General features: G+C 41.4%; 18 protein-coding genes. 10 read left to right on the plus strand and 8 right to left on the minus strand.

The window, feature by feature from the left end:
- Positions 1 to 214: 214 nt before the first annotated feature.
- From HGR01_RS04225 to HGR01_RS04235, 3 genes are all read right to left on the minus strand, one after another.
- Positions 215 to 853: a Uma2 family endonuclease gene (locus tag HGR01_RS04225; protein WP_045872645.1), complete on the minus strand. Its 639-nt coding sequence runs from the start codon at positions 851 to 853 to the stop codon at positions 215 to 217.
- A gap of 343 nt (positions 854 to 1,196) precedes the next feature.
- On the minus strand, positions 1,197 to 3,353 hold the full coding sequence (locus HGR01_RS04230; protein WP_045872644.1) for a polyribonucleotide nucleotidyltransferase: 2,157 nt from the start codon (positions 3,351 to 3,353) through the stop codon (positions 1,197 to 1,199).
- Between the two features lie 102 nt (positions 3,354 to 3,455).
- Positions 3,456 to 4,001: a GNAT family N-acetyltransferase gene (locus tag HGR01_RS04235; RefSeq protein ID WP_045872643.1), complete on the minus strand. Its 546-nt coding sequence runs from the start codon at positions 3,999 to 4,001 to the stop codon at positions 3,456 to 3,458.
- A gap of 365 nt (positions 4,002 to 4,366) precedes the next feature.
- On the opposite strand from HGR01_RS04235, the gene HGR01_RS04240 reads away from it, so the two are divergent.
- The 5 genes from HGR01_RS04240 to HGR01_RS04260 all read left to right on the plus strand — a co-directional run bounded on the left by HGR01_RS04240 (position 4,367) and on the right by HGR01_RS04260 (position 12,652).
- Positions 4,367 to 9,031, plus strand: a complete 4,665-nt coding sequence (locus tag HGR01_RS04240; protein ID WP_045872642.1) for an SNF2-related protein — start codon at positions 4,367 to 4,369, stop codon at positions 9,029 to 9,031.
- 169 nt (positions 9,032 to 9,200) lie between these two features.
- Entirely contained in the window at positions 9,201 to 10,214 is a 1,014-nt protein-coding gene (locus HGR01_RS04245; protein ID WP_063749840.1) for a caspase family protein, read from the plus strand.
- Between the two features lie 424 nt (positions 10,215 to 10,638).
- Positions 10,639 to 10,890 (plus strand): hypothetical protein, encoded by a 252-nt coding sequence (locus tag HGR01_RS04250; protein ID WP_045872641.1) that lies wholly within the window; start codon positions 10,639 to 10,641, stop codon positions 10,888 to 10,890.
- Between the two features lie 88 nt (positions 10,891 to 10,978).
- The gene (locus HGR01_RS04255; RefSeq protein WP_045872640.1) at positions 10,979 to 11,815 is read left to right on the plus strand and encodes an SWIM zinc finger family protein; all 837 of its coding nucleotides are present in this window, start codon (positions 10,979 to 10,981) and stop codon (positions 11,813 to 11,815) included.
- Positions 11,816 to 12,283: 468 nt separating this feature from the next.
- Positions 12,284 to 12,652, plus strand: a complete 369-nt coding sequence (locus HGR01_RS04260; RefSeq protein WP_228045575.1) for a CU044_2847 family protein — start codon at positions 12,284 to 12,286, stop codon at positions 12,650 to 12,652.
- Positions 12,653 to 12,727: 75 nt separating this feature from the next.
- Here HGR01_RS04260 and HGR01_RS04265 read toward each other — a convergent pair whose 3' ends face one another.
- Both HGR01_RS04265 and HGR01_RS04270 read right to left on the minus strand, forming a co-directional pair.
- Complete coding sequence (locus HGR01_RS04265) at positions 12,728 to 12,913, minus strand: PCP reductase family protein (protein WP_045872639.1); 186 nt, start codon at positions 12,911 to 12,913, stop codon at positions 12,728 to 12,730.
- Between the two features lie 411 nt (positions 12,914 to 13,324).
- A complete protein-coding gene (locus tag HGR01_RS04270; protein ID WP_045872736.1) occupies positions 13,325 to 14,005 on the minus strand; it encodes a tetratricopeptide repeat protein in 681 nt (226 codons plus the stop codon).
- Positions 14,006 to 14,715: 710 nt separating this feature from the next.
- Between HGR01_RS04270 and HGR01_RS04275 the strand changes: the two genes are divergently transcribed.
- The 5 genes from HGR01_RS04275 to HGR01_RS04295 all read left to right on the plus strand — a co-directional run bounded on the left by HGR01_RS04275 (position 14,716) and on the right by HGR01_RS04295 (position 20,247).
- Positions 14,716 to 15,042 carry a YbjQ family protein gene (locus HGR01_RS04275; RefSeq protein WP_045872638.1) on the plus strand — a complete coding sequence of 109 codons (327 nt, stop codon included), beginning with the start codon at positions 14,716 to 14,718 and terminating at the stop codon, positions 15,040 to 15,042.
- A gap of 378 nt (positions 15,043 to 15,420) precedes the next feature.
- Positions 15,421 to 16,065, plus strand: a complete 645-nt coding sequence (locus HGR01_RS04280; protein WP_045872637.1) for a hypothetical protein — start codon at positions 15,421 to 15,423, stop codon at positions 16,063 to 16,065.
- Between the two features lie 243 nt (positions 16,066 to 16,308).
- A complete protein-coding gene (bchI, locus tag HGR01_RS04285; RefSeq protein ID WP_045872636.1) occupies positions 16,309 to 17,433 on the plus strand; it encodes a magnesium chelatase ATPase subunit I in 1,125 nt (374 codons plus the stop codon).
- Positions 17,434 to 17,823: 390 nt separating this feature from the next.
- A complete protein-coding gene (locus HGR01_RS04290; RefSeq protein WP_045872635.1) occupies positions 17,824 to 18,123 on the plus strand; it encodes a hypothetical protein in 300 nt (99 codons plus the stop codon).
- A 393-nt stretch (positions 18,124 to 18,516) separates the two neighbouring features.
- Positions 18,517 to 20,247: a serine/threonine-protein kinase gene (locus HGR01_RS04295; RefSeq protein ID WP_071989453.1), complete on the plus strand. Its 1,731-nt coding sequence runs from the start codon at positions 18,517 to 18,519 to the stop codon at positions 20,245 to 20,247.
- A 727-nt stretch (positions 20,248 to 20,974) separates the two neighbouring features.
- Here the strand turns inward: HGR01_RS04295 and clpB are convergent.
- The 3 genes from clpB to HGR01_RS04310 all read right to left on the minus strand — a co-directional run bounded on the left by clpB (position 20,975) and on the right by HGR01_RS04310 (position 25,903).
- On the minus strand, positions 20,975 to 23,644 hold the full coding sequence (clpB, locus tag HGR01_RS04300; protein ID WP_045872633.1) for an ATP-dependent chaperone ClpB: 2,670 nt from the start codon (positions 23,642 to 23,644) through the stop codon (positions 20,975 to 20,977).
- Between the two features lie 820 nt (positions 23,645 to 24,464).
- Positions 24,465 to 24,896, minus strand: a complete 432-nt coding sequence (gene gloA, locus HGR01_RS04305; protein WP_045872632.1) for a lactoylglutathione lyase — start codon at positions 24,894 to 24,896, stop codon at positions 24,465 to 24,467.
- A 416-nt stretch (positions 24,897 to 25,312) separates the two neighbouring features.
- Entirely contained in the window at positions 25,313 to 25,903 is a 591-nt protein-coding gene (locus HGR01_RS04310) for a Uma2 family endonuclease (RefSeq protein WP_045872630.1), read from the minus strand.
- Between the last annotated feature and the right edge of the window lie 96 nt (positions 25,904 to 25,999).

A 25,999-nucleotide genomic window follows, 5' to 3' on the forward strand; every position in this document is an offset into this window, starting at 1 on the left:
GAGTATTGTAAATTGAGCCTATCGACTGAATTATCAGCTACATAAACTAACGATAGCCCAACGCCATAAAGAGTAGGCAATTTAATCATTCTTTGGTGACTTAAAACCTAGGTACTAGTAGATATATGGCCTTTTACTGCTAGCTAGAGTGCCTTCCTAAGAATCCTGTAAGCCAACAGCAATCCTTATATTTCTGATATTCTATGAGTGAAATCTACTCATGATTAGATGAGTCAGTACGACTAATTCCAGCTTGGAATATCTGTTGGGCGGTTACATTAAGATTCGGGAAAGTTGGTGATTGAATACGGTCTGTAGCCCTAAATTGACTAACTTGATATTCATCCTCAACTAAAAAGTAAATAGAAATCGTAGGTTGTTTAGGATTACCGATAAATTTACGAGCGCCAAGTGCAAGATAATCTACAATCCAATATTCAGGTATACCTATCTCCTCATATTTACCAACTTTTGTATGATAGTCATCACGCCAATTACTACTGACAACTTCAACTACTAAAGGTATGGATGCACCGTAAATTAAAGTCGATTCCTGCGCCCAAAGAGGTTCATGAGTAAGATTAGCTTGGTTTACTATTAGCACATCTGGTGAGTAAGCTGACTCATTTTCTGGAGGCTTAACTAAGGCTGTTTTAGGAATGATATAGGGAAGACCAGACTGATAGCATTGCACGCTTAGTATTATCGATAAAAATCCTGTAACCTCTTCATGTCCTCCTAAAGGCTGTGGCATATTAACTATTACTCCATCATGTAGTTCATAGCGTTCACTTTCAGGTTTCCACTCAGTAAATTCTGCAAAGGTTACTAAGTTACGTATGGTCTGAATCATTTTTTCAACTCAAACTTCTTGCTGTTATATAACTGTTATTTTATTGTGGAAATACATTTACATGAACTCCAAAAAATAAATTAACAACACATAGGGGCATGGCATCCCAAGATTTTTAGAAATTCCAATATCTTATCTACGCCATGCCCCTAAAATTTGGGTATGTTTTTAATTTTTGTCAGTCTTGAATTACATTAAACCTGTCTACACAGGCTGAGTTTTGTTAGCCGCGACATCAGTCTTGCGGCTCGAATAATTTTAAAATTTGAAGAAGAGAAGCATACAGCGATGCCTTGCCCTAAGGCATCGCGGATTTTAGATTCAATCTAAAATCCTAAATCGATTACCGATTTACTGCTGCTGCTTCCCGCGCTGCAGCTGCTTGGTCAGGATGGATACCTAAACGTGTCAGGTTGATCCGACCTTTGTTGTCAATTTCGCGCACTTTGACAATCACTTCATCGCCTACAGCTACTTCATCTTCAACTTTGCCAACGCGGTAGTCAGCTAGTTGGGAAATGTGAATCATGCCTTCTTTTCCAGGCAGAAATTCCACAAAAGCACCAATAGGTATAATGCGGGTAACTCGTCCCACATAGACATCACCTTCGTGCAATTTACGAGTCATGCCTTGGATGATATTTCTAGCTTTCTTCGCCTTACTTTCATCCACAGCAGAAATCGTGACGGTGCCATCGTCTTCGATGTCCACTTTTGCACCTGTTTCTTCAGTGATGCCTTTAATGGTCTTACCTCCAGGCCCAATCACCAGACCAATCATGTCAGGATCAATCTTGATGGTCAATAAACGTGGTGCATAGGGTGAGGTTTCTGTGCGTGGTGTGTCGATGGTTTGCAGCATTTTGTCTAAAATGTGCAAGCGGGCTGACTTAGCTTGATGGACTGCTTGGGCAATAATGTCCAATGACAGACCGGAAATTTTCATGTCCATTTGTAAGGCAGTAATTCCCGTATCCGTACCAGCGACTTTAAAGTCCATGTCGCCTAAAAAGTCTTCAATGCCCTGGATATCCGTGAGAACGCGGACTTCATCACCTTCTTTAATCAAACCCATCGCCGCACCACTGACGGGCTTGAGAATTGGTACACCAGCATCCATTAAGGCTAGAGTGGAACCACAGACTGAACCCATTGAGGTGGAACCGTTGGAAGATAGCACTTCCGATACCACGCGAATCACGTAGGGGAATTGTTCTTTGGGTGGTAGCACTGGTAACAGCGCTCTTTCGGCTAATGCCCCGTGACCGATTTCCCGCCGTCCTGGGGCGCGCATCGGCTTCGTTTCCCCAACTGAGAAGGGAGGGAAGTTGTAATGGTGTAAGTAGCGTTTAGATTGGTCTGTTTGCAAGTCATCGTTGAGGTTTTGGGCATCTCCGGGAGTACCAAGGGTACAGGCAGATAATACCTGGGTGAGTCCCCGATTAAACAAGCCGCTACCGTGAACGCGCTTAGGTAAAACATCGACTAAACAAGAAACCGGACGCACTTCATCGAGTTTGCGACCATCAACGCGGACGTTGTCTTCAATGATTTGACGGCGCATGAAGTGCTTGGTAATTTCCTTGAAGGTGTTACCTAGGGCTTTGCTATTGGCGGCTGTAGCAACGCGAACTGGGTCTTCTTCAGGGAGTTCTGCGATCGCATTGGCAATACTTTCCTTAACTACATCCAAAGCGGCATCGCGTTCTGGCTTAGTTAGTTCAAATTGCGCGAGAATTTTCTTAATCTCTTCACTGGCGCGATCGCTAATAAACTTGTCTAAAGTTTGATCTACTTCTGGGGGAGTTGCTTGCACAATTTCTAGACCTAGTTCTGCAACTAAATCTTGTTGTGCTTTGATTAAATCCCGCACAGCTTCGTAGCCAAAATCAATCGCCTCAATAATATCGCGCTCTGGTAACTGGTTGGCTCCCGCCTCGACCATGATTACTCCATCTGGTGAACCTGCTACTATCAGATCCAAGTCTCCAGCTTCAATTTCTGCGTAGGTTGGGTTAATGACAAAATCATCACCTACTAAGCCTACCCTCACTGCTGCCATTGGGCCATTAAAGGGAATTTGAGCAATTAGGGTAGCAATAGAAGCACCTGTAACAGCTAACACATCGGGCGGTACTTGCTCATCCATTGACAATGTCAAAGCGACTATTTGCAAGTCATCGCGCAACCATGAAGGGAACAGCGGACGCAGGGGACGGTCTATCAGACGGCTAGTAAGAATTGTTTTTTCTGGGGGACGACCTTCACGCCGCATGATCCCGCCGGGAATCCTACCCGCAGCATATAGTCTTTCTTCGTAATCTACTGTGAGGGGAAGAAAATCAATGCCTTCTCTGGCTTGCGATCGCGTAGCCGTCACCAAAACAGCTGTATCCCCTGATTGTATCAAAACCGACCCACCAGCCTGGGGAGCTAGTAGGCCAACCTTCAGTCGAATATCCCGTCCGTCAAAGGATATTGACTTATCAACTTCTGTCATTCAGTTTTTTTTCCTTCTATGCACGCTATTCTCTCTCTGTGGCAATCCTAACATTTCTGCCCTCTAGCTGGCTTCAGGTACATACAAAGATAAACAACTTTGTCAACATAAAGCACGATACATCATCAGTGCGTCTATCACTTGCCCATCAGCTAACTTAGCCGCTTGGGGAATGCGTCCAATAATCTCAAATCCTAATGTCTGCCACAGGGTAATTGACGGTATATTAGTTTCAAAGACCAAATTAAACATTACTGCCTCGTAGCCTAGGCTAGTTGCGATCGCTAGCATCGCCTCTCCCATAAACCGCCCTATGCCCTGACCCCGCAATTGTGGTTGTACAATAAAACCAGCGTTGCAAATATGGCTACACCGGCCGGGAAAGTTTGGTTTTAGATAAAAAGCCCCTAATATATCTTTGGCTTTGTGTGTAGCACCCTGCTCAACAGCCCTAACAACAAAGGCATCCTGACTCAACCAATAAGCCGCAAATTCTGCCACAGAAAGGGGTTGCTTTTGAGGATAGGTTTTACCTTCAGTAATTACTAGATTTAATAATGCTCTCACTTCTTCCTGTTCTTGTGGATGCATATAATCTAGCTCTATGAACATGCCATTTTTTATAAATTGATGATGTGGCAATTGCATTATTATAAATTTTTATTTATCCTTAACTTTTCCTTGTTTATTATATTAAATCAAGGATAAATTAAATATGAAACGAGCAATTTTATAAATCTAGTATAGTGATGATGCCAGCAAAATTAATCTTAATTTGCGAGTTATAGATTAGTGAAACTTTTTAGTTTTATGGTAATACTCTCCCTAGATAAATCAAGCAAATGCTGCCAAATATGAAGATAGTAAATTTAGGATTGTTATTAAATAAATTCAACAAAATAGTGGTGCGGAAATCATGTATGACTATCTTCAAGTCATTAACGTAACGGATTATTAACAAATTTATTCTTGATTTAAGTAAAGCATATAAGTAGTGGAACGGTAGTTAGGAAATGGCAATTTTACACGGTATTTGGTTAAATAAACAGCAAAACAGTAGTTTATTTATTTGGGGAGAAACTTGGCGTTCTGCACAGGATAATGCTGATAGTAATGTTGGTTTTGATATTCCCTCCAATCCCTTGGCAATGGCTCCACAAGAGTTAAGCGAGTGGTTGCGTTCGCGAAATCTGACAATTCCTAATTTAAATCCAGAACCTCAGATGGCTGTTAGCACCGGCAGAAAACGTCAAAGTGCAACTGTTACGGAAGTAAAATTGCCCAGCGAATCCCAAATTATTGCTTTACCAACTCAAATATCAGCAGGTAGCATTTTTCCTCTACATTCTGCGGTTGTGGAAACGCCAACATCGTCTCAAGCACCAGATTCTCAGCAATATCTGCACCCTTGGCAAGTGGAGGGTTTTTGCTTAAACCCCAACGCCGCTATGAAATTTTTGGCTTCTCTGCCATTAAGTAGTATTAGCGGCAATGATGCCTTTTTAAGCGGAGATTTACGCTTTTGGTCGCAAGTAGCTAGATGGAGTTTAGATTTAATTTCTAGATGTAAATTTCTGCCTCATATTTCTAAAGAAACTGATAGTTTTGTTGCTAGTTGGCAAGTACTTTTAGATAGTGCTGTAGATGGCACAAGGTTAGAGAAATTTTCGCAGTTAATGCCCTTAGCTTGTCGGACATATCAAGAAAGTGCTGAGTTCCAAGTGCTGAGTGCTGAGTTAAGAGAACAAGACCCAGCACTCATGACTCAGTACCCATCACTGAATTTACCTTTACAGCCGCAAGAATTACTATTAGGATTTCTCAATAGTACGATTGATGCCCAAGTTAGAGAAATGATTGGTTCTCAACCCTTAGTGGAAAATAGGGTGATGGCATCTTTACCAGCTGGAGTGCGACAGTGGTTGCAAAGCTTAACGGGTGAATCGGCAAAAGTTAGTGCAGACGCAATGGGTGTGGATAGGCTACAAGCAGCAATGAACGCTTGGACGATGCCGCTACAATACCAATTAACTTATAAAAGTTTGTTTCGTACCTGCTTTGAATTGCGATCGCCTGAAGCTGGAGAATCAGAATGGAAATTGGTATATTATCTGCAAGCTGCCGACGATTCAGAATTTTTAGTAGATGCAGCAACGATTTGGCAGCATCCAGTTGAGCAATTAGTGTATCAAAATCGCACCATTGAACAACCCCAAGAAACATTCCTGCGCGGTTTGGGGTTAGCTTCGCGATTATATCCTGCGATCGCACCTAGTTTAGAAAGTGAATATCCGGATTCATTTAGCCTTAACCCCATCCAGGCTTATGAATTTATTAAGTCTGTAGCTTGGAGGTTAGAAGATAGCGGCTTAGGGGTAGTTTTACCACCCAGCTTGGCAAATCGTGAAGGATGGGCGAACCGTTTGGGTTTAAAAATTACCGCCGAAACACCCAATCAAAAGCAGGGACGCTTAGGATTACAAAGTTTGCTGAATTTTCAATGGAAATTGGCGATTGGTGGACAAACGATTTCTAAAGCGCAATTTGACAGGTTGGTAGCATTAAATAGCCCACTGGTAGAAATTAACGGCGAGTGGGTAGAGTTACGTCCCCAAGATATTAAAACTGCCCAAGCATTTTTTGCTTCTCGAAAAGAAAAAATGTCCCTCTCCTTAGAAGATGCTTTGCGGCTGGGTACAGGAGATACCCAAGCCATAGAAAAATTACCAGTCGTGAGTTTTGAAGCATCTGGTGCATTACAAGAATTAATTGGGGCCTTAACCAATAATCAGGCGATCGCACCTTTACCCACACCTGCTAACTTTAAAGGAGAGTTGCGACCTTATCAACAACGTGGTGCTGCTTGGCTAGCCTTCCTCGAACGCTGGGGTTTGGGTGCTTGTCTCGCGGACGACATGGGTTTAGGAAAATGTGTCGCACCTGATACATTGATCAATATTAATGGCAGCTTACTTACAGCTGAGGCAATTTGGACAAATTACGCTAGTGAAACAGAATTTGATGGCGAAGGATTTTGGACTGTTCCTACCAAGAAATTACTAGTTAATTCCATAGATAACCAAACAGGTAAGATTGTTCAAGCAGAAATTCAACATTTATATCGGCAGCAGGTACGGGAGAATTTACGAAAAGTCACCTTACAAGATGGCAGCAGTATTACTATTACATATCGTCACAAACTCTTGACTAATCAAGGTTGGACAAATGACTTAAAAGTAGGTGATTACGTTTGTGTCCCAGCCAAAATGCTATGGAATGGTCAAAAACAAGACCCAGATTTAGTTAAGTTTCTAGCTTGGCAAATTGCTGAAGGGCATGAGTTAACAGAAGTGGGAAGAGTTACTGTATCTCAAAAAGATATCAGAGTCCTCGAAAATCTACTCCAAATTTTTCACCGCCTAGGAAAGCGCTATAACCTCAAAATTAACAGCCCAAATGTCTGTACTTTTCCCAACAGAGTGTCGTGTCTTCGAGTTAACAGCCAAGCCTATCGACGATTTTTAGAAGGTAAAGGTTACGTTTGGGGCAAACTGTCAGCAGAAAAATCGATTCCGTCCTTTATTATGCAAGCAGATTCGGACAGTGTGCGGCTGTTTTTGCAGAACTATTTTGATGCTGAATCTGCTGTGGTGTTGAATATGGGTAGTATTGAAATTGCTACAGCCTCAGCTTTACTAATTCAACAGCTTTCCACACTGCTGCGACGCTTTGGCATTTGGTTGAGAATATCAACTAGACAGAAATGTGCTACCAATGGAACTCGTACTTTGCGTACCTATTATATTGGTGTGATTGGTGGAAATTCTGCCCGCAGATTCTTACAAGAAATTGGTTTTAGCAACACAGAAAAACAACAGAAATTAATAACAATTTGTCAACGCATTAGTAATACAAACGTTGAAGGTATCCCGGCTGCTCAACTAGTAGCCCAAACTGTTAGCAATACTGGGTTACCATTGCGCCATTTAGGAATGCACAACAATGTTTATATTAATGGCTCGCAACAGTTTTCTCGAGATAGTTTACAACAAGTCATCGCTGGGATGAATCGCGTTATCAGCGGAGAGTCTCAGCAGCAGTACCAGTCCCTAAAACCTTCCAAGTGGACAAATAGAACTCTGGAAGCATATTCTCGCATAGATGTACAACAGTTGAGCTTAACGCAGCAATCTTTACAAAGACTCCTCGATCAAGAAGTTTTTTACTGCAAAATTGAAAATATTGAAGATATCGATTATGAGGGTTGGGTTTATGACTTAGAAGTAAGGGAAAACCACAATTTTGTGGCTAACAATATTATTTGTCATAACACTATTCAATTCATCGCTTTTCTATTACACCTCAAAGAACAGGATGCATTAGAAAAACCGACTCTCTTAGTTTGTCCCACTTCTGTATTAGGGAACTGGGAACGAGAAGTTAAAAGATTTGCTCCCACACTCAAAATTTTACAATATCACGGTGATAAACGCCCCAAAGGTAAGGCGTTTACAGATGCGGTGAAAAAGTATAATTTAGTCGTCACCAGTTACTCACTAATTCACCGGGATTTAAAATCATTGCAGAGTGTGGAGTGGCAAGCCATAGTATTAGATGAAGCGCAGAATGTGAAAAATTCTGATGCCAAGCAATCCCAAGCAGTTCGGCAAATAGAAGCCGCATTTCGCATTGCTTTAACTGGTACGCCAGTAGAAAATAGATTGCAAGAACTTTGGTCTATTTTAGACTTTCTCAATCCTGGTTATTTGGGAAATAAGCAGTTCTTTCAACGCAGGTTTGCCATGCCAATTGAAAAGTATGGTGATTCTGCTTCATTAAATCAATTACGTTCCTTAGTACAACCGTTTATTCTGCGGCGACTGAAAACAGATCGTGATATTATTCAAGACTTGCCCGAAAAGCAAGAAATGACGGTATTTTGTGGGCTAACTCCCGAACAAGCGACGCTTTATCAAAAAGTGGTGGAAGAGTCTTTAGCAGAGATTGATACCGCCACAGGATTACAACGCCGAGGAATGATTTTAGCTTTATTAATTAAGCTCAAACAAGTCTGCAATCATCCAGCCCAATATTTAAAAGCAGCCAGCTTAGACAAATATCATTCCGGCAAACTTCAGCGCTTGGATGAAATGTTAGAAGAAGCTTTAGCAGAAGGCGATCGCGCTTTAATTTTCACCCAATTTGCCGAATGGGGTAAATTACTCAAACCCCATTTAGAAAAACAGCTAGGACGCGAAATATTTTTCTTGTACGGTAGTACTAGTAAAAAACAACGTGAGGAAATGATTGACCGTTTCCAACACGACCCCCAAGGGCCACCAATTATGATTCTCTCTTTAAAAGCTGGGGGTGTGGGGTTAAATTTAACCAGAGCAAATCACGTCTTTCACTTTGATAGATGGTGGAACCCCGCAGTTGAAAATCAAGCCACAGACCGAGTATTTCGGATTGGTCAAACTCGCAATGTGCAAGTACATAAATTTGTTTGTACAGGCACATTAGAAGAAAAAATTCACGACATGATTGAAAGTAAAAAACAACTTGCAGAACAAGTTGTAGGTGCAGGGGAAGATTGGCTAACTGAATTAGATACAGACCAACTCCGTAATTTACTATTACTGGATCGCAGTTCGGTAATTGAAGAAGATGCCGAATAATTTAGTAGTTACAACCAAATTATTCTGCACGTCATAATTCTCGATGTAGGGTGTGTTGTCGCATAGCGCAAAGCACCATTAAAAATTTCAGGTGCTACACCCTCCGCAATAACAAAAAATCTAAATTTATATTTAATAGATAATATCTTTATCTCTAGACTGTACGATTATGTCCAATCACTTTACCCACGGTTATGCTTTGTTAATTGGAGTTGGTAGCACAGCCGAACCAAAATGGTCATTACCCGTAACAGTCAAAGATGTGCAAGCAATAAAAACCGTGCTAACCGGTAAAGATTTGTGTGCCTATGATTCCGCAAATATTCGCTTATTGCAGAATGAGCAGACAACACGTAGTGCAATTATCGCTGGATTAACCTGGTTACAAGAAAAAGCAGCAAGCGATCGCAATGCCACAATAGTAGTTTATTACTCCGGTCATGGATGCTTTGACCTAGCAAGCCAGTGTTATTACTTACTACAACATGACTTCAATTCCTCAGATATTGCTAAAACCGCCCTATCTGCCTCAGACTTTACACAAGCCTTGCGTCAAATTCCAGCAAAGCGGTTGTGGGTAGTAATTGATAGCTGTCATGCAGAAGGTATGGCTACTTCCAAAGGCGAACTACCTGCAGATTTTATCGCCACAGCCTTACCCAAGGGTGTTATAGATGACTTGAAGCACGGAGAAGGAAGGGCAGTATTTACATCATCCAGGGGTAATCAGAGTTCTTACATCCGCCCTGATGCTACCATGAGCCTCTACACTTATCATCTCGTTGAGGCATTGCGGGGAGCGGCTAACAAGCCAGGAGACACCACAGTGATGCTCTCCAACCTCATCAATCATTTAGGAAAAACTGTGCCAGAAAGCGCTAGAACCCTGTGGAGACAAGAACAAACACCATTTTTTGATACAGCAATGGAAGATTTCCCAATAGCCATGTTGCGCGGCGGAAAAGGAGTAGCAAACTCAACCCCAGACTCGCCTAAAATCATGAGCGATCGCGAAGTCGTCACACCTGCACTCGCAAGAGCAAAACGAGCATTAGCTATTTTAGAAGAACAAGCCGCTTCCTATGGAATCAGGATTCCCGTAGATTTGCAGATTGAATTAGAAGAAAAACGCCGACAAGTAATTGAATTAGAATCCCGCCATCAAAGAACCGGATTAGATTAATTAAATTACACAGGTAGGGGCAAGGCAATTTAAGCTAAAAGCGATATAGGGCGGGTGTTGTACAAATACCTCGCGCCCTCATCCCCTAACCCCTTCTCCCCCAGGAGAAGGGGAAATAAATCTCTTGCTCCCTTCTCCCTGTGGGAGAGGGGCTGGGGGTGAGGGCGAAACCTCTTGCAACCAAGCGGGTTTCACGTTCAGTTGACACCACTGGGCATTGCCTTACCCTGAAAATTATATTGACTTCCAAGTGATTTACACCAACCTTCGCCTTCCTTTCACCAACTTCCCCCTTCCAGGGATGCCGTGAAAAACTTATACAATCAAATGAGATGAAAATCTTCCCTCACCTGGCTCTCAATTAAACTAAAAAGCTAATTCCATCAAGATTAATTGCATATTTTTTTATTATTGATACAACCCTATGGATGATCGAGAAGCACTACAGCGCACTCTCAACCGTGCCCGTCGCGCCCTCCAGATAATAGAAGAAGAAAAAGCTAGTTATGGCATTCGAGTTCCAGTAGATTTGCAAATCGAACTCGAAGAAAAACAAAAAGAAGTCGCTAGCCTAGAAGCGCGATTAAATCAGTTACAGGGAAACCGCACCGTAGCTGTACCTGATAACCTCCCCCGCTATAACGATGTATTTGTCGGACGCAAAGCAGGGGAATAATTTTTAATTCGTAATTCGTAATTCGTAATTAAAGCCTTTCCCCTTTGCCCTTTCCCAAAGAATCAAATTGTCAACTTGAAGATTAATCATGACTAACTACACCCTACAAGCAAGCCGTGAATGGTGGTCACAAAGATGGCTCGATTTATTAGATTCCTATCGCTTTAAAAAACGCTTAGAACGCGCCAGAAATTATTCCCGTCAAGGAAATGTCCTCAGCATTGAATTTAAAGGAGCCAAAGTATTAGCCAGGGTACAAGGTAGCGAAGCAGAACCTTATAAAGTTTCTCTTTCTTTAGACCCATTCAGCGATGAAGAATGGAGTTATGTAATTGAAACCATGTCCAAAAAGGCGATTTTTGCTGCTAAGTTATTAGCCGGAGAAATGCCCCAAAATATAGAAGAAGTCTTCACCGCCAATGGACTTTCTTTATTTCCCTTTACCCTATCAGATGTCCGCAGTAAATGTTCCTGTCCTGACAAAGCCAATCCTTGCAAACACGTAGGTGCAGTATATTATCAATTAGGCGATAGATTCAGCGAAGACCCATTTGTACTATTCAAATTACGCGGACGCACCAAAGAGCAAATTATCAGCGATTTACGCCAATTACGTAGCGCTAAAATAGATATTTCATCAACAGAAACATCTGATATTCAACAGCCAGTTACCAATAATCAAAATACAATTAAACTTGACTCATTCTGGCATTACAATGAACCGCTTGATTCTTCTTTAGTCGTCATTGCTCCCAGTGGTAGCGAAACTGTATTAGATGTATTAGGCCCCATTCCCCTAGCCAAAGAAGAAGAGAACATCGGTAATTTAACCTCTAGCGATGTCGTCATGAAATATTTGCAGACAGTTTACCAAGATGTTAGACAAAAGGCAGTTTTAGCCGCAATGAATGTAGGAGGGGCTTAATACAGCATTCTTCAATTTAGCTTTGAAAATGGGCATGGGGCATTGGGCATTGGGCATGGGAAAAAGAGATTTTTATACTTGGTGGTGAAATTTTTTCATTGGGACTGCCTCCTGCCTTATTTTCAAGTGAGGTAATCATGGAAAAACCCACGCCCAACCATGAAAATCTGCCTTTCCCATGATGGCACTTGCCTGTCCTGTTGGAGACGCTACCTGTAGCTTGCTTCCCCACAGGGGTACAAGTCGGGTAACCCGCCCACGGCACTGCCTCCCCAATGCCCCATGCCCCATTACTGATAAAATGCGGATAATGCGTTATACTTCGTTAACGCCCCTATAATAACCACAGGGGTAATTTTGGTTGGAAAGTTTTCACCTCAAAAACCGAAAAATAATTTTACATTCGGGGTTGTATTTATTACAGGTGGTTGAATGCTATAAATTGCAGAGTAATCTGGTCAAACCCACATGGAAGCCCAAACTAAAGTTATTTCGGTACAATTATCTGATGGTACAAATGTAAGAGTCGAAGCCACCCTCATTGGTGAGCGTAAATTGACTATCCCCACTCGACCTTTTAAAGAAGTCACCATTGCCATCGAATCTCTTAGTAGGGATATTGCAGAAGTTATCCAGAAAGTGAACCCCGATAAGGCTAGCGTAAAATTTGGTGTAGAAATTAGTCTAGAATCAGGTAAACTCTCACCTATATTAGTTAAAGGTACTTCTACAGCCAATCTGGAGATTACTTTAGAATGGGGACAAACTCCTATGGAAGAACTAAAAATTCCCAATTCCATAGTTAAGCAGGAATCTCCTCTCAATATGGGCGCTTAGACTAAGGGCTAAAAGTTTTATTTAATACTTAACACTCAGATTAGGGATTTCTACAGGTTGGTTAGTTTGATTGTTTTATTGTCCAAACTCTAATCGTGCCTTTTCCACTAAATCTGCTGTGATGACATTTTGCTTTGCTTGACGAGCTAGCTGCTCAATTCGCGCTTTTGCTGGTGTGCGGACAAAAAAAGGAATATTTTTGAGTTTTTCTTTTGCTTCTGCTGTCCACCCCAATGAATCTGAAAATTTTGGTTCACTCATAATTTAGTATCCTTTTTTCAGTAATACCAAGTATTGAAATAAATTTTGTACACCTTTCTTAATGACCTAAATTATGTCATGTGGCGGCAACAGCAAATCAAAATAAAATATAAAATACTCAGTAAATAACGAGTCTCTGGGAATTACCAAAGATTGAAAGGTTAGGTAGCAATATAGTTCAGTGAAAGATAATTTTAGGTTGTGTTGAGCGATAGCGAAACCCAACAAAGCCGCTTTGATGTTGGGTTACCCTACGGGAAAAGTAAAATTTTACTGGGCACGTAAATTTTCAGGAAAATTACTCAATATCCTTCCATATCTGCTTCAGAGGAATGCTTGTTACAAAATCTATTTAGAGACAGAGTATTACTGTTGAATTTGTTTGTTTTGAAAGAGTTGGTGAGAATAACCTCATCCTCCTAAATCGCGTAGCAATGCTTCTACCCTAGTTACACCATCAAAGTCATTCTTTCTTTGATATAAATCACGAGCTTTGTTGAGTAAGGTAGTGGCTTGTTTGCTTTGCCGTCTTTGCTTATACATTGAACCCATTAACTCATAGGTTTGGGCATTGTTGCGATCGATATTAATTGCTTGTTCGTATGCCCAGTTAGCTGCTTCGTAGTCTCCTAGACGAGCCTGAGTGACAGCTAATCCTAAATAAGCATTCAGATTGTTACGGTTTAATTGAATAGCGCGGCGATAAGCTTCTTTTGCTCCAGGAGTGTCGCCCATATTACCTTTGATGTAACCCACGGCGTAATAAAAATCGCCGTTATTGGGAGTAATAGCTAGGGCGCGACGATAAGCTCCTAGTGCTGCCTGAAAATTTCCTTGTTGAGCATATAAATAGCCAATTCCTGAATGAATTTTGGCATTTTTAGGTTCAAGGCTGGCTGCTTGTTGATAAACAGAGATTGCCCCATTATAATCACCAGCATCTACTAGCCTCCGCCCTTCTTCTAGCAATTGCTTAACTTCTGGATTTCTGGCTTGAGATAACAAAACTTGTGCTTGAGCCGCAGGAGATATAGGAACGACAAAACTTCCTAATAGCAGCAGACTTACTATAAATGATATCCGTTTGTACACAGTAAATTTCCTGATTTTATAGGGAACTTTTTTCTTGTACATTAAAACAGAAATATTTCTTTTTGAAAACTGTATTTATGCCATTTCATGAAATATTAATAATTTCACATAAATACTCCGGGTATCAATAAGATGAAACCGAGATTTTACGTAAATTTTGAGGATGAAGTATTTAAAAACAGGTATTTCTACATATATATTTAGGCGAGTAAGAGAATCCTGTGTTTAGAGAGGAGGTTAAAATTATACTTTGGCGATAAATTTAGGTATTTTAGAGAGTCCCAATTAAAAAAATATTTCATTGCTGTATAGATAGGGGAACAGGGCGCAGGGGAATCAATTTGAGATTTTATATTGCCGATTTTAGATTGAATCCAAAACTGATTGACGCTTATAGCTAAGACTGAGAGTAAACCAAATTTTTAGTTAAAAATCTTACCTCTTTTTGGGAAGACTGAGAAAATATTTATACCCTAAGCAACAGGCAAGCTAGGTATAAAACTATCCTCCAAGGATAGGTTTAGGTAACGAATTGTAGGCTTTAATTCATTATTCATAACTGATAATTTTCTGGGTGTTGATATTTCTCCCTATCGAGCCATTGCTAGTTAAGATATATCTCACCTGCAAAATGTTCCTGCATTCCTCATTGGCTACTCAAGACCATACTTGGTCAAAAATCAACTGAGACTATTTTTGAGGCAAAATTTATGATTTTAACCACAACTGATGTGATTCAAGGAGCTGTTATTCAGTCCTATTTAGGCATTGTTACAGCAGAAGTTGTGTATGGTAGCAACTTCTTAAGAGATTTTTTAGCTAGCATTCGCGATATTGTTGGCGGACGCACCGGTAGCTATGAACGTCTTTTTGAACAAGGTCAACGTAAAGCATTAGAGGAATTACAACAACGTGCAATGCGTTTAGGAGCAGATGCTGTGATTGGGATTGAAATTGATACTGGTACAATCAATGTCGATCAATCGGGTGTGCTGCTATTAATTACTGCCACAGGCACAGCTGTAAAGATTCGTTAGTTTAAGTTTCATCTCGAACAATGTAAAAAAAGATTCTCGAGATTCTAGATAAGTTCGAGAATCTGTACTTATTTATTTTTAGAAGCTAGATAAATATGATTTGGCAATTCTTTTTACTTTATAAAATTTTATAGTATATTCTTGATATTAATTATTTCAAAGACTTATTAATTTATTCAAAATAAATAGTCTTGATAAAGAAAACATTTAGCTTTATTTCTTATAGAAATTCTCTTTGATTTATTCCTACTAAAGATAGAGTACCTAACTCTTTCTGTTGATAGATAGAAAAATTATATTTAGCAATTTAATTTATAGACATCAAGTTTAAATATACCTGGAAAAGCTTTACTGAAGCATTAAGGGAGAAAATAGTCTATGTCATATGCAAATCGAGTAGGCGACCAAGTAATTCCACCTGAGCAAGTTGTAACTGGTAGGGTTGCTGATTATCACGATTTGGTGCGTTGGGGGCCAATTATCTCTGGTGTGTTAGTTGCCTTAGTTACACAATTGATTTTAAGTGCATTGTTTGGTGCGATCGGTGCTGGTAACGTTGCAGGTTCAGGCGCACCAAGAACTATTGCGCCTAATGTGGCGAGTAATGTGGGTCTTTGGTCAACTATCGGTTTGTTGATTTCTTTATTTACTGGTGGTTGGGTGACAACTCGCGCTTGTGGCCCAATGAACCGGAATACAGCGTTGCTTAATGGTGCAATTCTTTGGGCAACTACTTTAGCACTTAGTTCTTGGTTGTTAGCAAGTGGGGTATCAGGTGCTTTTGGTGTTGCAGCTTCTAATGCCGCAGCAGTTCTCAACCAAACCCAACAATCGATTACCAATGTGCCACAAAATGTTCCTAACGTAACTGCAGAACAAGCTCGTGATATTGCTGCGGCTACTTCCAGAGGCTTGTGGTGGTTTGTTTTTGGTTCTTTGTTAGGTTTATTAGCTTCGCTAATTGGCGCTGTTGCTGGTGCGCGCAAACCTAGGACTACTACTTACACCACTGAGGTTAGATAAGAAGGCTCGTAAATAATACTGGATTGATTGTTATAGCGCCTTTTTTAAGGTGCTTTTTGATGGTTAACTTTGATTTGCCATTTGTTGCTATCACGGTGAATGAAGCTTAACCATTAAATTTGTAGGGATGATTCTAAAGAATTTCCAGGACAGATCGTCTTTAGCGATCGCTCTAACTTTCTATAGGCCTAGCTATGGCACAATAAAGAACGGTAATAAGAAAAATATTGATAAGGTAATTTAGTGAGTCCTACTGCTCAAACCACAGCGAGTACGCGACGTGTGGTATTTCCGTTTACAGCTATTGTTGGTCAGGAAGAAATGAAACTGGCTCTGCTGCTGAACGTGATTGACCCCAAAATTGGTGGTGTGATGATTATGGGCGATCGCGGTACTGGTAAATCCACAACTATCCGGGCCCTGGCCGATCTGCTACCAGAAATCTCTGTTGTTGCTAATGACCCCTTCAACAGTGACCCCAGCGACCCCGACTTGATGAGCGATGAAGTTCGCCAAATGCTGGAACAAGGGGTAGAAATCCCCACAGTTCCTAAAAAAGTGCAGATGGTAGATTTACCTTTAGGCGCTACAGAAGACCGGGTTTGCGGTACCATCGACATCGAAAAAGCTTTGTCTGAAGGTGTAAAAGCCTTTGAACCAGGACTTTTAGCCAAAGCTAACCGGGGTATTCTCTATGTGGATGAAGTGAACTTGCTAGATGACCACCTAGTAGATGTATTGCTGGACTCTGCTGCTAGTGGTTGGAACACTGTAGAACGGGAAGGTATTTCTATCCGCCACCCCGCCAGATTTGTACTTGTCGGTTCTGGTAACCCTGAAGAAGGTGAACTGCGTCCTCAACTTCTCGATCGCTTTGGGATGCACGCAGAAATTCATACAGTGAAAGAACCAGCTTTGCGGGTGCAAATCGTAGAGCAAAGGTCAGAATTTGACCAAAATCCCCCAGGGTTTCTTGAGAAGTACCAATCCGAGCAAGAAGCACTACAACAGAAAATTGTCAATGCTCAAAACTTGTTACCCCAAGTTACCAGTGACTATGATTTGCGGGTGAAAATTTCGGAAATTTGTTCGGAACTCGATGTAGACGGCTTGCGAGGCGACATTGTAACCAACCGCGCCGCCAAAGCTTTAACCGCATTAGAAGGACGTACCGAAGTTACAGTTGATGACATCCGTCGTGTAATTACCTTATGTCTGCGTCATAGACTACGGAAAGACCCCTTAGAATCCATTGATTCTGGCTACAAAGTGGAAAAAGCTTTTGCGAGAGTGTTTGGTGTGGAACTTCCAGAAACTGATGCAGCACAAAAGAATGGTACTGGTCAAAAGTTAGGGGCTAGAGGTTAAAGTCAAAAGTCGTAGAGACGCGATTAATCGCGTCTGTACAAAAGTCAAAAGTCAAAAGGTTTGTATATTAAGGCTTTTGGCTATTTGAAATGGTTACTCTGTTGAGGCTGGATTGTACTAAAAGGGTGTCGCTAAATCAACATAGACACCGGATCAGCTTTCCGCAGAGTAGCCCGCTTGTGCGGGCCGTGAAGATTTAATTATGTAAGTCTAAGCTTACAACCTGTAATACCAAATCAAATAATATTTGCGACACATCAATAATATTCTAGAGGGCAGGGCAATGCCCGTGCCCCTACAGTCTGTCGCATTCTTTTTTCAAATTGGTATAACTATTTCTCACAACTCAGCACTCAGCACTCAGCACTTAAAACTCTACACTCAAAAGCTATGAGATTTTGGCATTTTTGGTTAAACAGCTTTATTGTATCCAGCCAATACAACCCACCCCGGTTTGTAGAGTTATTAATGTTAATGCTAGCGATCGCAATGCTAGGGATGGCGACTATTTTGCCAGAAAGTCCACCTTATTTAGTGCTGGGTTTGAGTTTGGTAGTTGGGGCATCGATTTCTATTTTAGTCAGAGAAGCGATCGCTCCCTCTCCTCAAAGCAAAATTACCCAATTCACAGCATTACTCTTGCTCTTAATTAGCCTCTATGGTTTTGCTGACTTGCTGCAAACATTTTGATTAGGTTGGCGAAATTAAACATAATTGGCTAAGGTTGTCATTCTTACAAAGTTCTGATCGGAGGAAACCTCCGCTCAGACTTTGCGCTTTGTCCTTAGTCATTTGTCATTTGGTGTTTGGGGTTGAGTATTCGGAATTAGACATTGCTTATTTCCCCTGGCTAATACAGCAAGAGGGAACATTGCTTGTTGAGTGCATAGTCTACTTACCGGAAACTAAATCGTTGGAAATCAACCAAACTAGGTTACGAAACGTCAATAGGTTTGAAACCCTTACAAATGACCAATGACAAATAACAGCCAACTATCTTTAATTTCACCGCTCTACTTAGCTTTAACTTCAAGAAAGCTAAAGAGACGCTAAAATCAATTCAGCCTTTGTATTGTAGCGGTTGTGTCCCACATCACGCAGAGTACGGTTCACTGCATAAATCCTGATTGTCAACGTCCTTATCCCCAACCTTGGGGAAACAAGTTTTGTAATAGCTGTGGCGCACCGCTACAGTTGTTAGATCGCTATGTGCCTATTCAGCCTTTAGGATCGGGAGGATTTGCCCAAATTTATACAGTTTGGGATGTTAAAACTCAAACAGAAAGGGTGCTGAAGGTATTAGTGGAAAATTCCGCTAAGGCGCTGGATTTGTTTAGACAAGAAGCTTCAGTTTTAATTAATTTACGGCATCCGGGAGTACCAAGAGTAGATGCTGATGGGTATTTCCTCATAAATTTGACTAGTCCCCAACAACACCAACTACCTTGTTTGGTGATGGAAAAAATTAATGGACAGACTTTAGAAGATATCCGCAAAAACTATCCTCAAGGCTGTCCAGAAGAGATGGTGCTGAACTGGTTTACGCAAGCTGTGGAAATTTTGCAAGAATTGCACAAACGCCAGATTATTCACCGGGACATCAAACCTTCTAATTTGATGCTACGCAACTCTTTGTCCAATTCACCTGTTAAAAATCAGCTGGTGTTAATTGATTTTGGCGGAGCAAAACAATTTAGAGATTCTCAGCCGCGTTATCAATCTAGTTCAACTCGCTTATTTTCTTCGGGTTACAGTCCCCCAGAACAAGTGAGTGGTGGTAATGTGGGGCCGAGTGCTGATTTTTATGCCTTGGGTAGAACGATGATTGAGTTACTCACAGGCAAGTATCCGCCAGAATTAGAAGATGTGCAAACTGGGACGTTGCAATGGCGAAATCGGGTGAATATTAACCCCAAATTTGCAGATTTGTTGGATGAGATGGTGCAAGAGGATGTGCGATCGCGTCCTACAAGTGCAAATATCATTAAAAAAAGATTGACGCAGCTTTCTTCTGTCTCACTACAAGAGCAGTTATCTTCTTTACTGCAAAATACTAATCAGCAAGTATCTACTAAACTGACTCTGTTCACTCAATCCCTAGAAAGAGTAGTAGGAAAATTTACTAAAGCTGTAAGTAAAACTACGCTTTTGATTATCAAGGCGATCGCGCAATTTTTGCTCGCCTGTATCATCACAATCTGGTCGATGATATTAACGGGAATGGGTGCAGCAGTAGGAGCGATCGCAGGTTTCTTTTTAGCCTACCGCACAGTTTTAGGCGATCGCGTGGCGCAATTTATCTTTCTGCAAGTACCTGGCTTATTTCCTGACAACCAAACTGTCTTAGCATCCGAAGTGTTGATTTTTGCCGCCGCAGGTTTAGGAACTGCATGGGGACTGACACTAGCTGGTGGTTTTGCCCAACGCAGGCGGTTTTTGGTGGTGTCGTTAATGGGTACAATCAGCTATGGTTTAGGCTGGCTAGCTTTGCAATTAACCATCCCCAAAAACAGCAATGAAGGCTTGGTAGTTTCAATTGTGTTTGCAATCTTCCTGCTCACATTGAGTTTAGGGCTTCGCAGTCATCGCATAGTCTACGCTGTCATTACATCTTTGGGAACTGCACTAATTTTTGCGGCTTTAATTCGCTTAGAGTTACTACCAACTATCTTCCAATTTTCCACCCCACCCCGATGGCCAGAATTATTACCACCAATGATTTATTTTGCGGTTGAGGGCATTTTTCTCAGTTTTTGGCTAGGTGTGAGTTATTACCTCATCGTCCCTGGGTTGCGCTTGTTAGGTTGGCGTTAGGGATTTTCAACTAAAAAATATCTTATCGCTATGTAAGAAAAAGGAGCAGAGGAAAAAAAATTCTGATTTCTTTTTCGCTCTCAAAATTGGATATTTATACCAAATCAAATAATGTTTGCGACACATCAATATATTCTAGAGGTCAAGGCAGTGCCCACCTGTGTCAACTTAACGTGAAACCCTTACCAAAACTCGATTTTGAATTCCTTTGCCTACCATCAAGATCCGCGTTACCCCACCCCAGTTTTGTCTAAAGCCAAAACGTCCCCTCCCCGCGCGCGGAGAGAAGTTGCGTGCGGTGAACCACTTGCGGTGGACGGGTTTCCCGGCATAAGCAAAGTGGTGAATCCAAAGGAGGGTTCCCCCCGTTGAGCAAACTTCGGGGGAGGGGATTGAGGGGAGGGGTAAAATGCTTGTGGGGTAAGCTTTTGAACTTAAGTTGACACTAATGGGCAGTGCCTTGCCCCTACAATCTGTCGCATTCTTTTTTCAAATTGGTATTATTTTTTAGAGTTCCCTGAATAGAGGATTATGTAGCAATACAGTTCAGTTAAGAAAATTAATTGACAAAAAAACCAAAAAACTAGTTACTCAACAAAAAACTCGACAATAATTTTGGAGGGGGTTTGGGGGACGCAACCGTCACCCAATCGGGGGTTTGGGGGAGAATCCCCCAATTGAGCTAGCTTTTACACAACTGACAAATCAATAAAATTTTGCCTTGATATTAAACGTCTGCCGTAGGTTCTAATAACTGAACCGTAGCTGATGGCGCTGCTACTTTAACTGACTGTTTTTTGCTAAAAGTCAGCCCAGCTTCACCTTTATCAATGAAAATTGTGTCTCCAGGAATAAAGGTATTTTCCAGTAGCTTGGTAGCAATGGGGTTTTCGACTTCACGCCTAATTGCCCGTTTTAGGGGACGTGCGCCATAAACTGGGTCATAGCCTGTTTCTACGAGGTAGTCACAAGCCGCTGCGGAGATATCAAAAGAGATTTTTTGCTCTTTGAGAAGATTCTCGACGCGTTTGAGTTGAATGCGGATGATATGACGCATTTCTGAACGGCTGAGGGTGTGGAAGATAATAATGTCATCCACACGGTTAATAAATTCGGGGCGGAAGTGCGATCGCAAAGCGTCGGTTACCCGATTTTGCATCATTTCATACTTGGAGTCGTCACCAGAGACATCAAGAATATGTTCGCTACCGATGTTACTGGTCATGACGATTACAGTGTTGCGGAAATCCACTGTTCTGCCTTGAGAATCAGTAATTCTACCGTCATCTAAGACTTGCAACAAAATATTGAAGACATCGGGGTGGGCTTTTTCCACTTCATCCAGCAGCACCACCGAGTAAGGATGACGGCGCACGACTTCGGAAAGCTGACCGCCTTCTTCATAGCCTACATACCCTGGAGGCGCGCCAACTAAACGAGAAACCGAGTGTTTTTCCATATACTCGGACATATCCAAGCGTACCAAAGCATCATCAGAATCAAAGAGAAACTGTGCTAAAGCGCGGGCTAGTTCAGTTTTACCTACCCCTGTCGGCCCCATGAACAAAAATGAACCAATAGGACGACCGGGGTCTTTCATCCCTGCCCTAGCACTACGAATGGCGGCGGCGACGGCGGCGACGGCTTCATGTTGACCGATAACTCGTTCATGCAAATGGCTCTCTAATTGCAGTAATTTCTGCCTTTCCGATGCCATCAGGCGATTTACCGGAATTCCTGTCCATTTAGCGACGATTTCCGCAATATCTGCCTCTGTTACTTGTTCACGCAGCAGTGTAGAACCTGAGCTTTGGATTTTTAACAGTTGTGCTTCTTTAGCTTCGCGATCGCGCTGCAGTCCCTCTAATTTGCCATACTTCAATTGAGCAGCTTTGTTAAGGTCATAGTCACGTTCGGCTTGCTCAATTTGCACTCGCAAAGCGTCTTCTTCTTTCTTTAAAGCACTAATCGCTTCTAATATCTGCTTTTCACCTTGCCATTGGTCATTAAATTTTTGCTGCTTGGCAGTCAAAGTGGTAATTTCTTGCTCAATACGCTGCAAACGTTCTTTGGTTTGAGCCGTACCTTTGTCTTCCCCAGCTAACGACAGCTTTTCCATTTCTAGCTGCATTAAGCGCCGATCAATTGTTTCCAGTTCTGCGGGTTTGGAGGTAATCTCCATTTTCAGCTGGGCTGCGGCTTCATCTACTAAGTCAATGGCTTTATCTGGTAAAAAGCGATCGGAAATGTAACGCGCTGACAATGTAGCTGCAGCTACGAGTGCGGAATCGGAAATTTTGACGTTGTGATGAACTTCGTAACGTTCTTTTAGCCCCCGCAGAATCGAAATGGTATTTTCAACGCTGGGCTGATCGACAAATACCTGCTGGAAGCGGCGTTCTAAAGCTGCGTCTTTCTCAATATGTTTGCGGAACTCATCTAAGGTTGTTGCCCCAATACAGCGTAATTCGCCTCGCGCCAGCATCGGTTTGAGCAAATTACCCGCATCCATTGCCCCTTGCTGGCTAGAACCTGCACCAACAACGGTATGCAGTTCGTCAATAAACAGTACTATTTGACCGTTTGATTCTGTAACTTCCCGCAAAACTGCTTTTAAACGGTCTTCAAACTCACCACGGTATTTAGCTCCAGCAATTAAACTACCAATATCTAAAGAAATTAGCTGGCGGTTTTTCAACGATTCGGGAACGTCACCGTTTACCATGCGCTGTGCTAAAGCTTCTGCGATCGCAGTTTTACCTACCCCAGGTTCACCAATTAAAACGGGATTATTCTTACTCCGGCGCGATAATACCTGAATAACCCGGCGGATTTCATCATCACGCCCAATTACGGGGTCTAGCTTCCCTGCTTTTGCTTGTTCTGTTAAATCTCGGCCAAATTTTTGCAAGGCTTCGTAGCGCGACTCGGGATTTTGATCGGTAACTTTTTGGCTACCGCGCACAGTTTTAATTGCCGCCTCTAGCTTACTACTATCAACATTAAAGCGTTGGAGGAGCTTCCGCCCGACGCGATCGTCTTCAGCAAAAGCCAGCAGCATATGTTCTATAGAGATGAAGCCATCTTTCATCCGCACTCGACTTTCTTCGGCGCGATCGAGTAGAACATCTAAACTCCGTCCTAGATAAAGTTGATCGCTTTTCCCCACCTTGGGTTGACGTTTAGTAAAAGCTTCCAGTTGTTCTTGCAAGGCTACTGGATCAACCTCACCTCGAGCGAGAATACGTATTGCAATGCTAGTAGGTTCTTCTAGCAAGGCAATCATTAAATGCTCAACATCTAGTTGCTGTTGTTGATAAGCACGGACTATATCCTGAGATTTCACGATCGCTTCCCAGGCTTTATCAGTAAATTTATTAGGATCTGTAGGTTGCATCTTTAATAATTTTCAGGTTGAGATTTCAGAATTTTGCCGCCAGTGGAAGAGTTTCTTTTACGATGTGGCGCGATTTTAGTTTAGAAATTGCCGTTTGGGGAAGGATAAAGGCACAAAAAGCTCAAGATAGTTAGCTTAGTCGTGGTCATAGCCGAGAATTAAAACTGTGCTACTTCATATTTCATACTTCCTGCTTTGCTACTAGTTTCCCCCTAAGTAAATATCGAAACATCATTCTTATGTATCAGCTTGTATCTCTAGGTGCAATTTAAAGTTGCTAATTTATCAGCGATAGTGTGACTGACTTCTATACTGATGCTATCGCATACAGTGTAGGCTGTTCACCAACTTGATCTGCCAAGCTGAAAGATATTGGTGAGCTTGTAGCCGTCATGAAAATCGCATTTGTGAATTAATGCATTAGTATAATGCCATCTTAAGGTCAACTTGTTAGCAACTAAATATTTCAGTTCTGTTATCTAAAAATCTTTAAATAAAAAGCGCTGATTCTGGAATTTATTCTGATTCAGTGAATTAACTTAACTAGATAGTAATCAGGAATACAGATTTTTGTGCAAAGTCATCAAGGAAGCGATCGCCATACCTATTGATAGGAAATCCTTTTTTTGAAAATTGATTTTTAGCTTTCAGTATTGGCGATCGCTCAAATGTTTCAATACTGCTCGGTTAAGGATTTTAAACTCTTAATTTGGTTTGGGAAAAGGTTAAAGGGTAAGGGTTAAAGGTTTTTTCTTGCCCCTTTTTCCCTTCCCCTTTTCCCCTTAACCGACAAGTATTGTCAAATGTTTTACTTTGATAATTACTTAGTTACCAGTGTTTGTGATTCCTGCTTACCTTCAATTCCTAAAGTACCCAATTGAATCAGTTCCACCCGATAGCCGTCTGGGTCTTCCACAAAAGCAATTACTGTAGTACCGTGTTTCATTGGGCCTGGTTCTCTTACTACCTTACCGCCACGATTTCTAATTTCTTGGCAAGTAGCATTAATATCGCCCACACCAATGGCAATATGACCATAAGCATTACCTAATTCGTACTTTTCCACCCCCCAGTTGTAGGTTAGTTCTATGACTGTATTGTCACTTTCGTCACCATAGCCAACAAAAGCTAGAGTAAATTTTCCATCTGGATAATCTTTTCGCCGCAACAATTTCATTCCCAGGACATCAATGTAGAATTTCAAAGACTCTTCAAGATTGCCCACCCGTAGCATTGTATGAAGTAAGCGCATAATTACCTTTGCTTTGTGTTGGATTCAGCTATTGTTGTCTGCCAACATTGTACATACAACACCGTTTGACTTTCAGAGTCATACAATTTTGGATTTTAGATTTTGGATTTTGGATTGACTCCACAGATAAATCTGGGGGCTTGTACCATCAAGGAATTATTGGTTATGGCAAAAACCCAGTTTTTCAGTTTGTACTCCAATGGGGAAGCAAAGTAAATACAGCCTCTACATTGACAGGCTGGTATTGAGCAATCATTATCATCATGATAAGAACAAAAGCTTTGATAGTGACCAATGTAAAAAATCACTGATAAGATTTTATGTTTAACTGCTGGCGGCTTTATTTAGATTAACTCTACATTGTCAGCTTCTACATGAATGCGTAATACTGCAGAAATTTTATTTTCAGAATAATATTACTTTTTCCGATTCAACCAAGCAAACACGTCATCAACAGACAGCGTTAAATTCAAATCTGCCAACACTGGTAATATATCTTTTCCTGATAACAAATCTGGCAAAGAATTAGGTTGATAAACTAAAATGCAGCGTTCATTTGGGTCAATCAACCATCCTAGCTGACTGCCATTTCGTAAACAATGTAAAATATTGCCAGTTACTTTAGTTTGACTTTGAGTAGGGGAAAGAATTTCTATTAACCAAGCAGGTGCAAAATCAATACCAATGCTGATAATTTCTCCATTTTCATCAAGTGGTAGTTGATTGGTAGAGATAACAACTACATCAGGAACTACTGAACGATTACCAAAGGTACAGCGCAATTCAGGAAAGGCTTCATAGTCACTTTCCAACCCATCAATTACAGCTACTAAGCGTTTTTGCAATAAGCTGTGTTTACCTCCTCCCATAGGTTTCTGAATTGCTTCTCCGTTAATATATTCCCAAGCAGGTGACTCCTCAATATATGGAAGTTTTAAAAACTCCTCTATAGTCTTGCTTTCTGTAACTGTTCGTTGGTCAGTGGTTTGGTCAAGTAGTGGGGACATCGCGTTTACCTCTAGCAATCCCTTCCTGAATTGTGGCATACTCTTTACCTGCATGACTATCGTCGGCAGGGAAAAGTATTGATTTGTTTTTTATTT

This window comes from Tolypothrix sp. PCC 7712 (genome assembly GCF_025860405.1).
GTDB classification, from domain to species: domain Bacteria; phylum Cyanobacteriota; class Cyanobacteriia; order Cyanobacteriales; family Nostocaceae; genus Aulosira; species Aulosira diplosiphon.

What these genes read in the sequence shown, in the direction of transcription:
- HGR01_RS04225 (WP_045872645.1), bottom strand. Translation starts at nt 853, where the DNA reads ATGATTCAGACCATACGTAACTTAGTAACCTTTGCAGAATTTACTGAG.
- HGR01_RS04230 (WP_045872644.1), bottom strand. Translation starts at nt 3,353, where the DNA reads ATGACAGAAGTTGATAAGTCAATATCCTTTGACGGACGGGATATTCGA.
- HGR01_RS04235 (WP_045872643.1), bottom strand. Translation starts at nt 4,001, where the DNA reads ATGCAATTGCCACATCATCAATTTATAAAAAATGGCATGTTCATAGAG.
- HGR01_RS04240 (WP_045872642.1), top strand. Translation starts at nt 4,367, where the DNA reads ATGGCAATTTTACACGGTATTTGGTTAAATAAACAGCAAAACAGTAGT.
- HGR01_RS04245 (WP_063749840.1), top strand. Translation starts at nt 9,201, where the DNA reads ATGTCCAATCACTTTACCCACGGTTATGCTTTGTTAATTGGAGTTGGT.
- HGR01_RS04250 (WP_045872641.1), top strand. Translation starts at nt 10,639, where the DNA reads ATGGATGATCGAGAAGCACTACAGCGCACTCTCAACCGTGCCCGTCGC.
- HGR01_RS04255 (WP_045872640.1), top strand. Translation starts at nt 10,979, where the DNA reads ATGACTAACTACACCCTACAAGCAAGCCGTGAATGGTGGTCACAAAGA.
- HGR01_RS04260 (WP_228045575.1), top strand. Translation starts at nt 12,284, where the DNA reads ATGGAAGCCCAAACTAAAGTTATTTCGGTACAATTATCTGATGGTACA.
- HGR01_RS04265 (WP_045872639.1), bottom strand. Translation starts at nt 12,913, where the DNA reads ATGAGTGAACCAAAATTTTCAGATTCATTGGGGTGGACAGCAGAAGCA.
- HGR01_RS04275 (WP_045872638.1), top strand. Translation starts at nt 14,716, where the DNA reads ATGATTTTAACCACAACTGATGTGATTCAAGGAGCTGTTATTCAGTCC.
- HGR01_RS04280 (WP_045872637.1), top strand. Translation starts at nt 15,421, where the DNA reads ATGTCATATGCAAATCGAGTAGGCGACCAAGTAATTCCACCTGAGCAA.
- HGR01_RS04290 (WP_045872635.1), top strand. Translation starts at nt 17,824, where the DNA reads ATGAGATTTTGGCATTTTTGGTTAAACAGCTTTATTGTATCCAGCCAA.
- clpB (WP_045872633.1), bottom strand. Translation starts at nt 23,644, where the DNA reads ATGCAACCTACAGATCCTAATAAATTTACTGATAAAGCCTGGGAAGCG.
- gloA (WP_045872632.1), bottom strand. Translation starts at nt 24,896, where the DNA reads ATGCGCTTACTTCATACAATGCTACGGGTGGGCAATCTTGAAGAGTCT.
- HGR01_RS04310 (WP_045872630.1), bottom strand. Translation starts at nt 25,903, where the DNA reads ATGTCCCCACTACTTGACCAAACCACTGACCAACGAACAGTTACAGAA.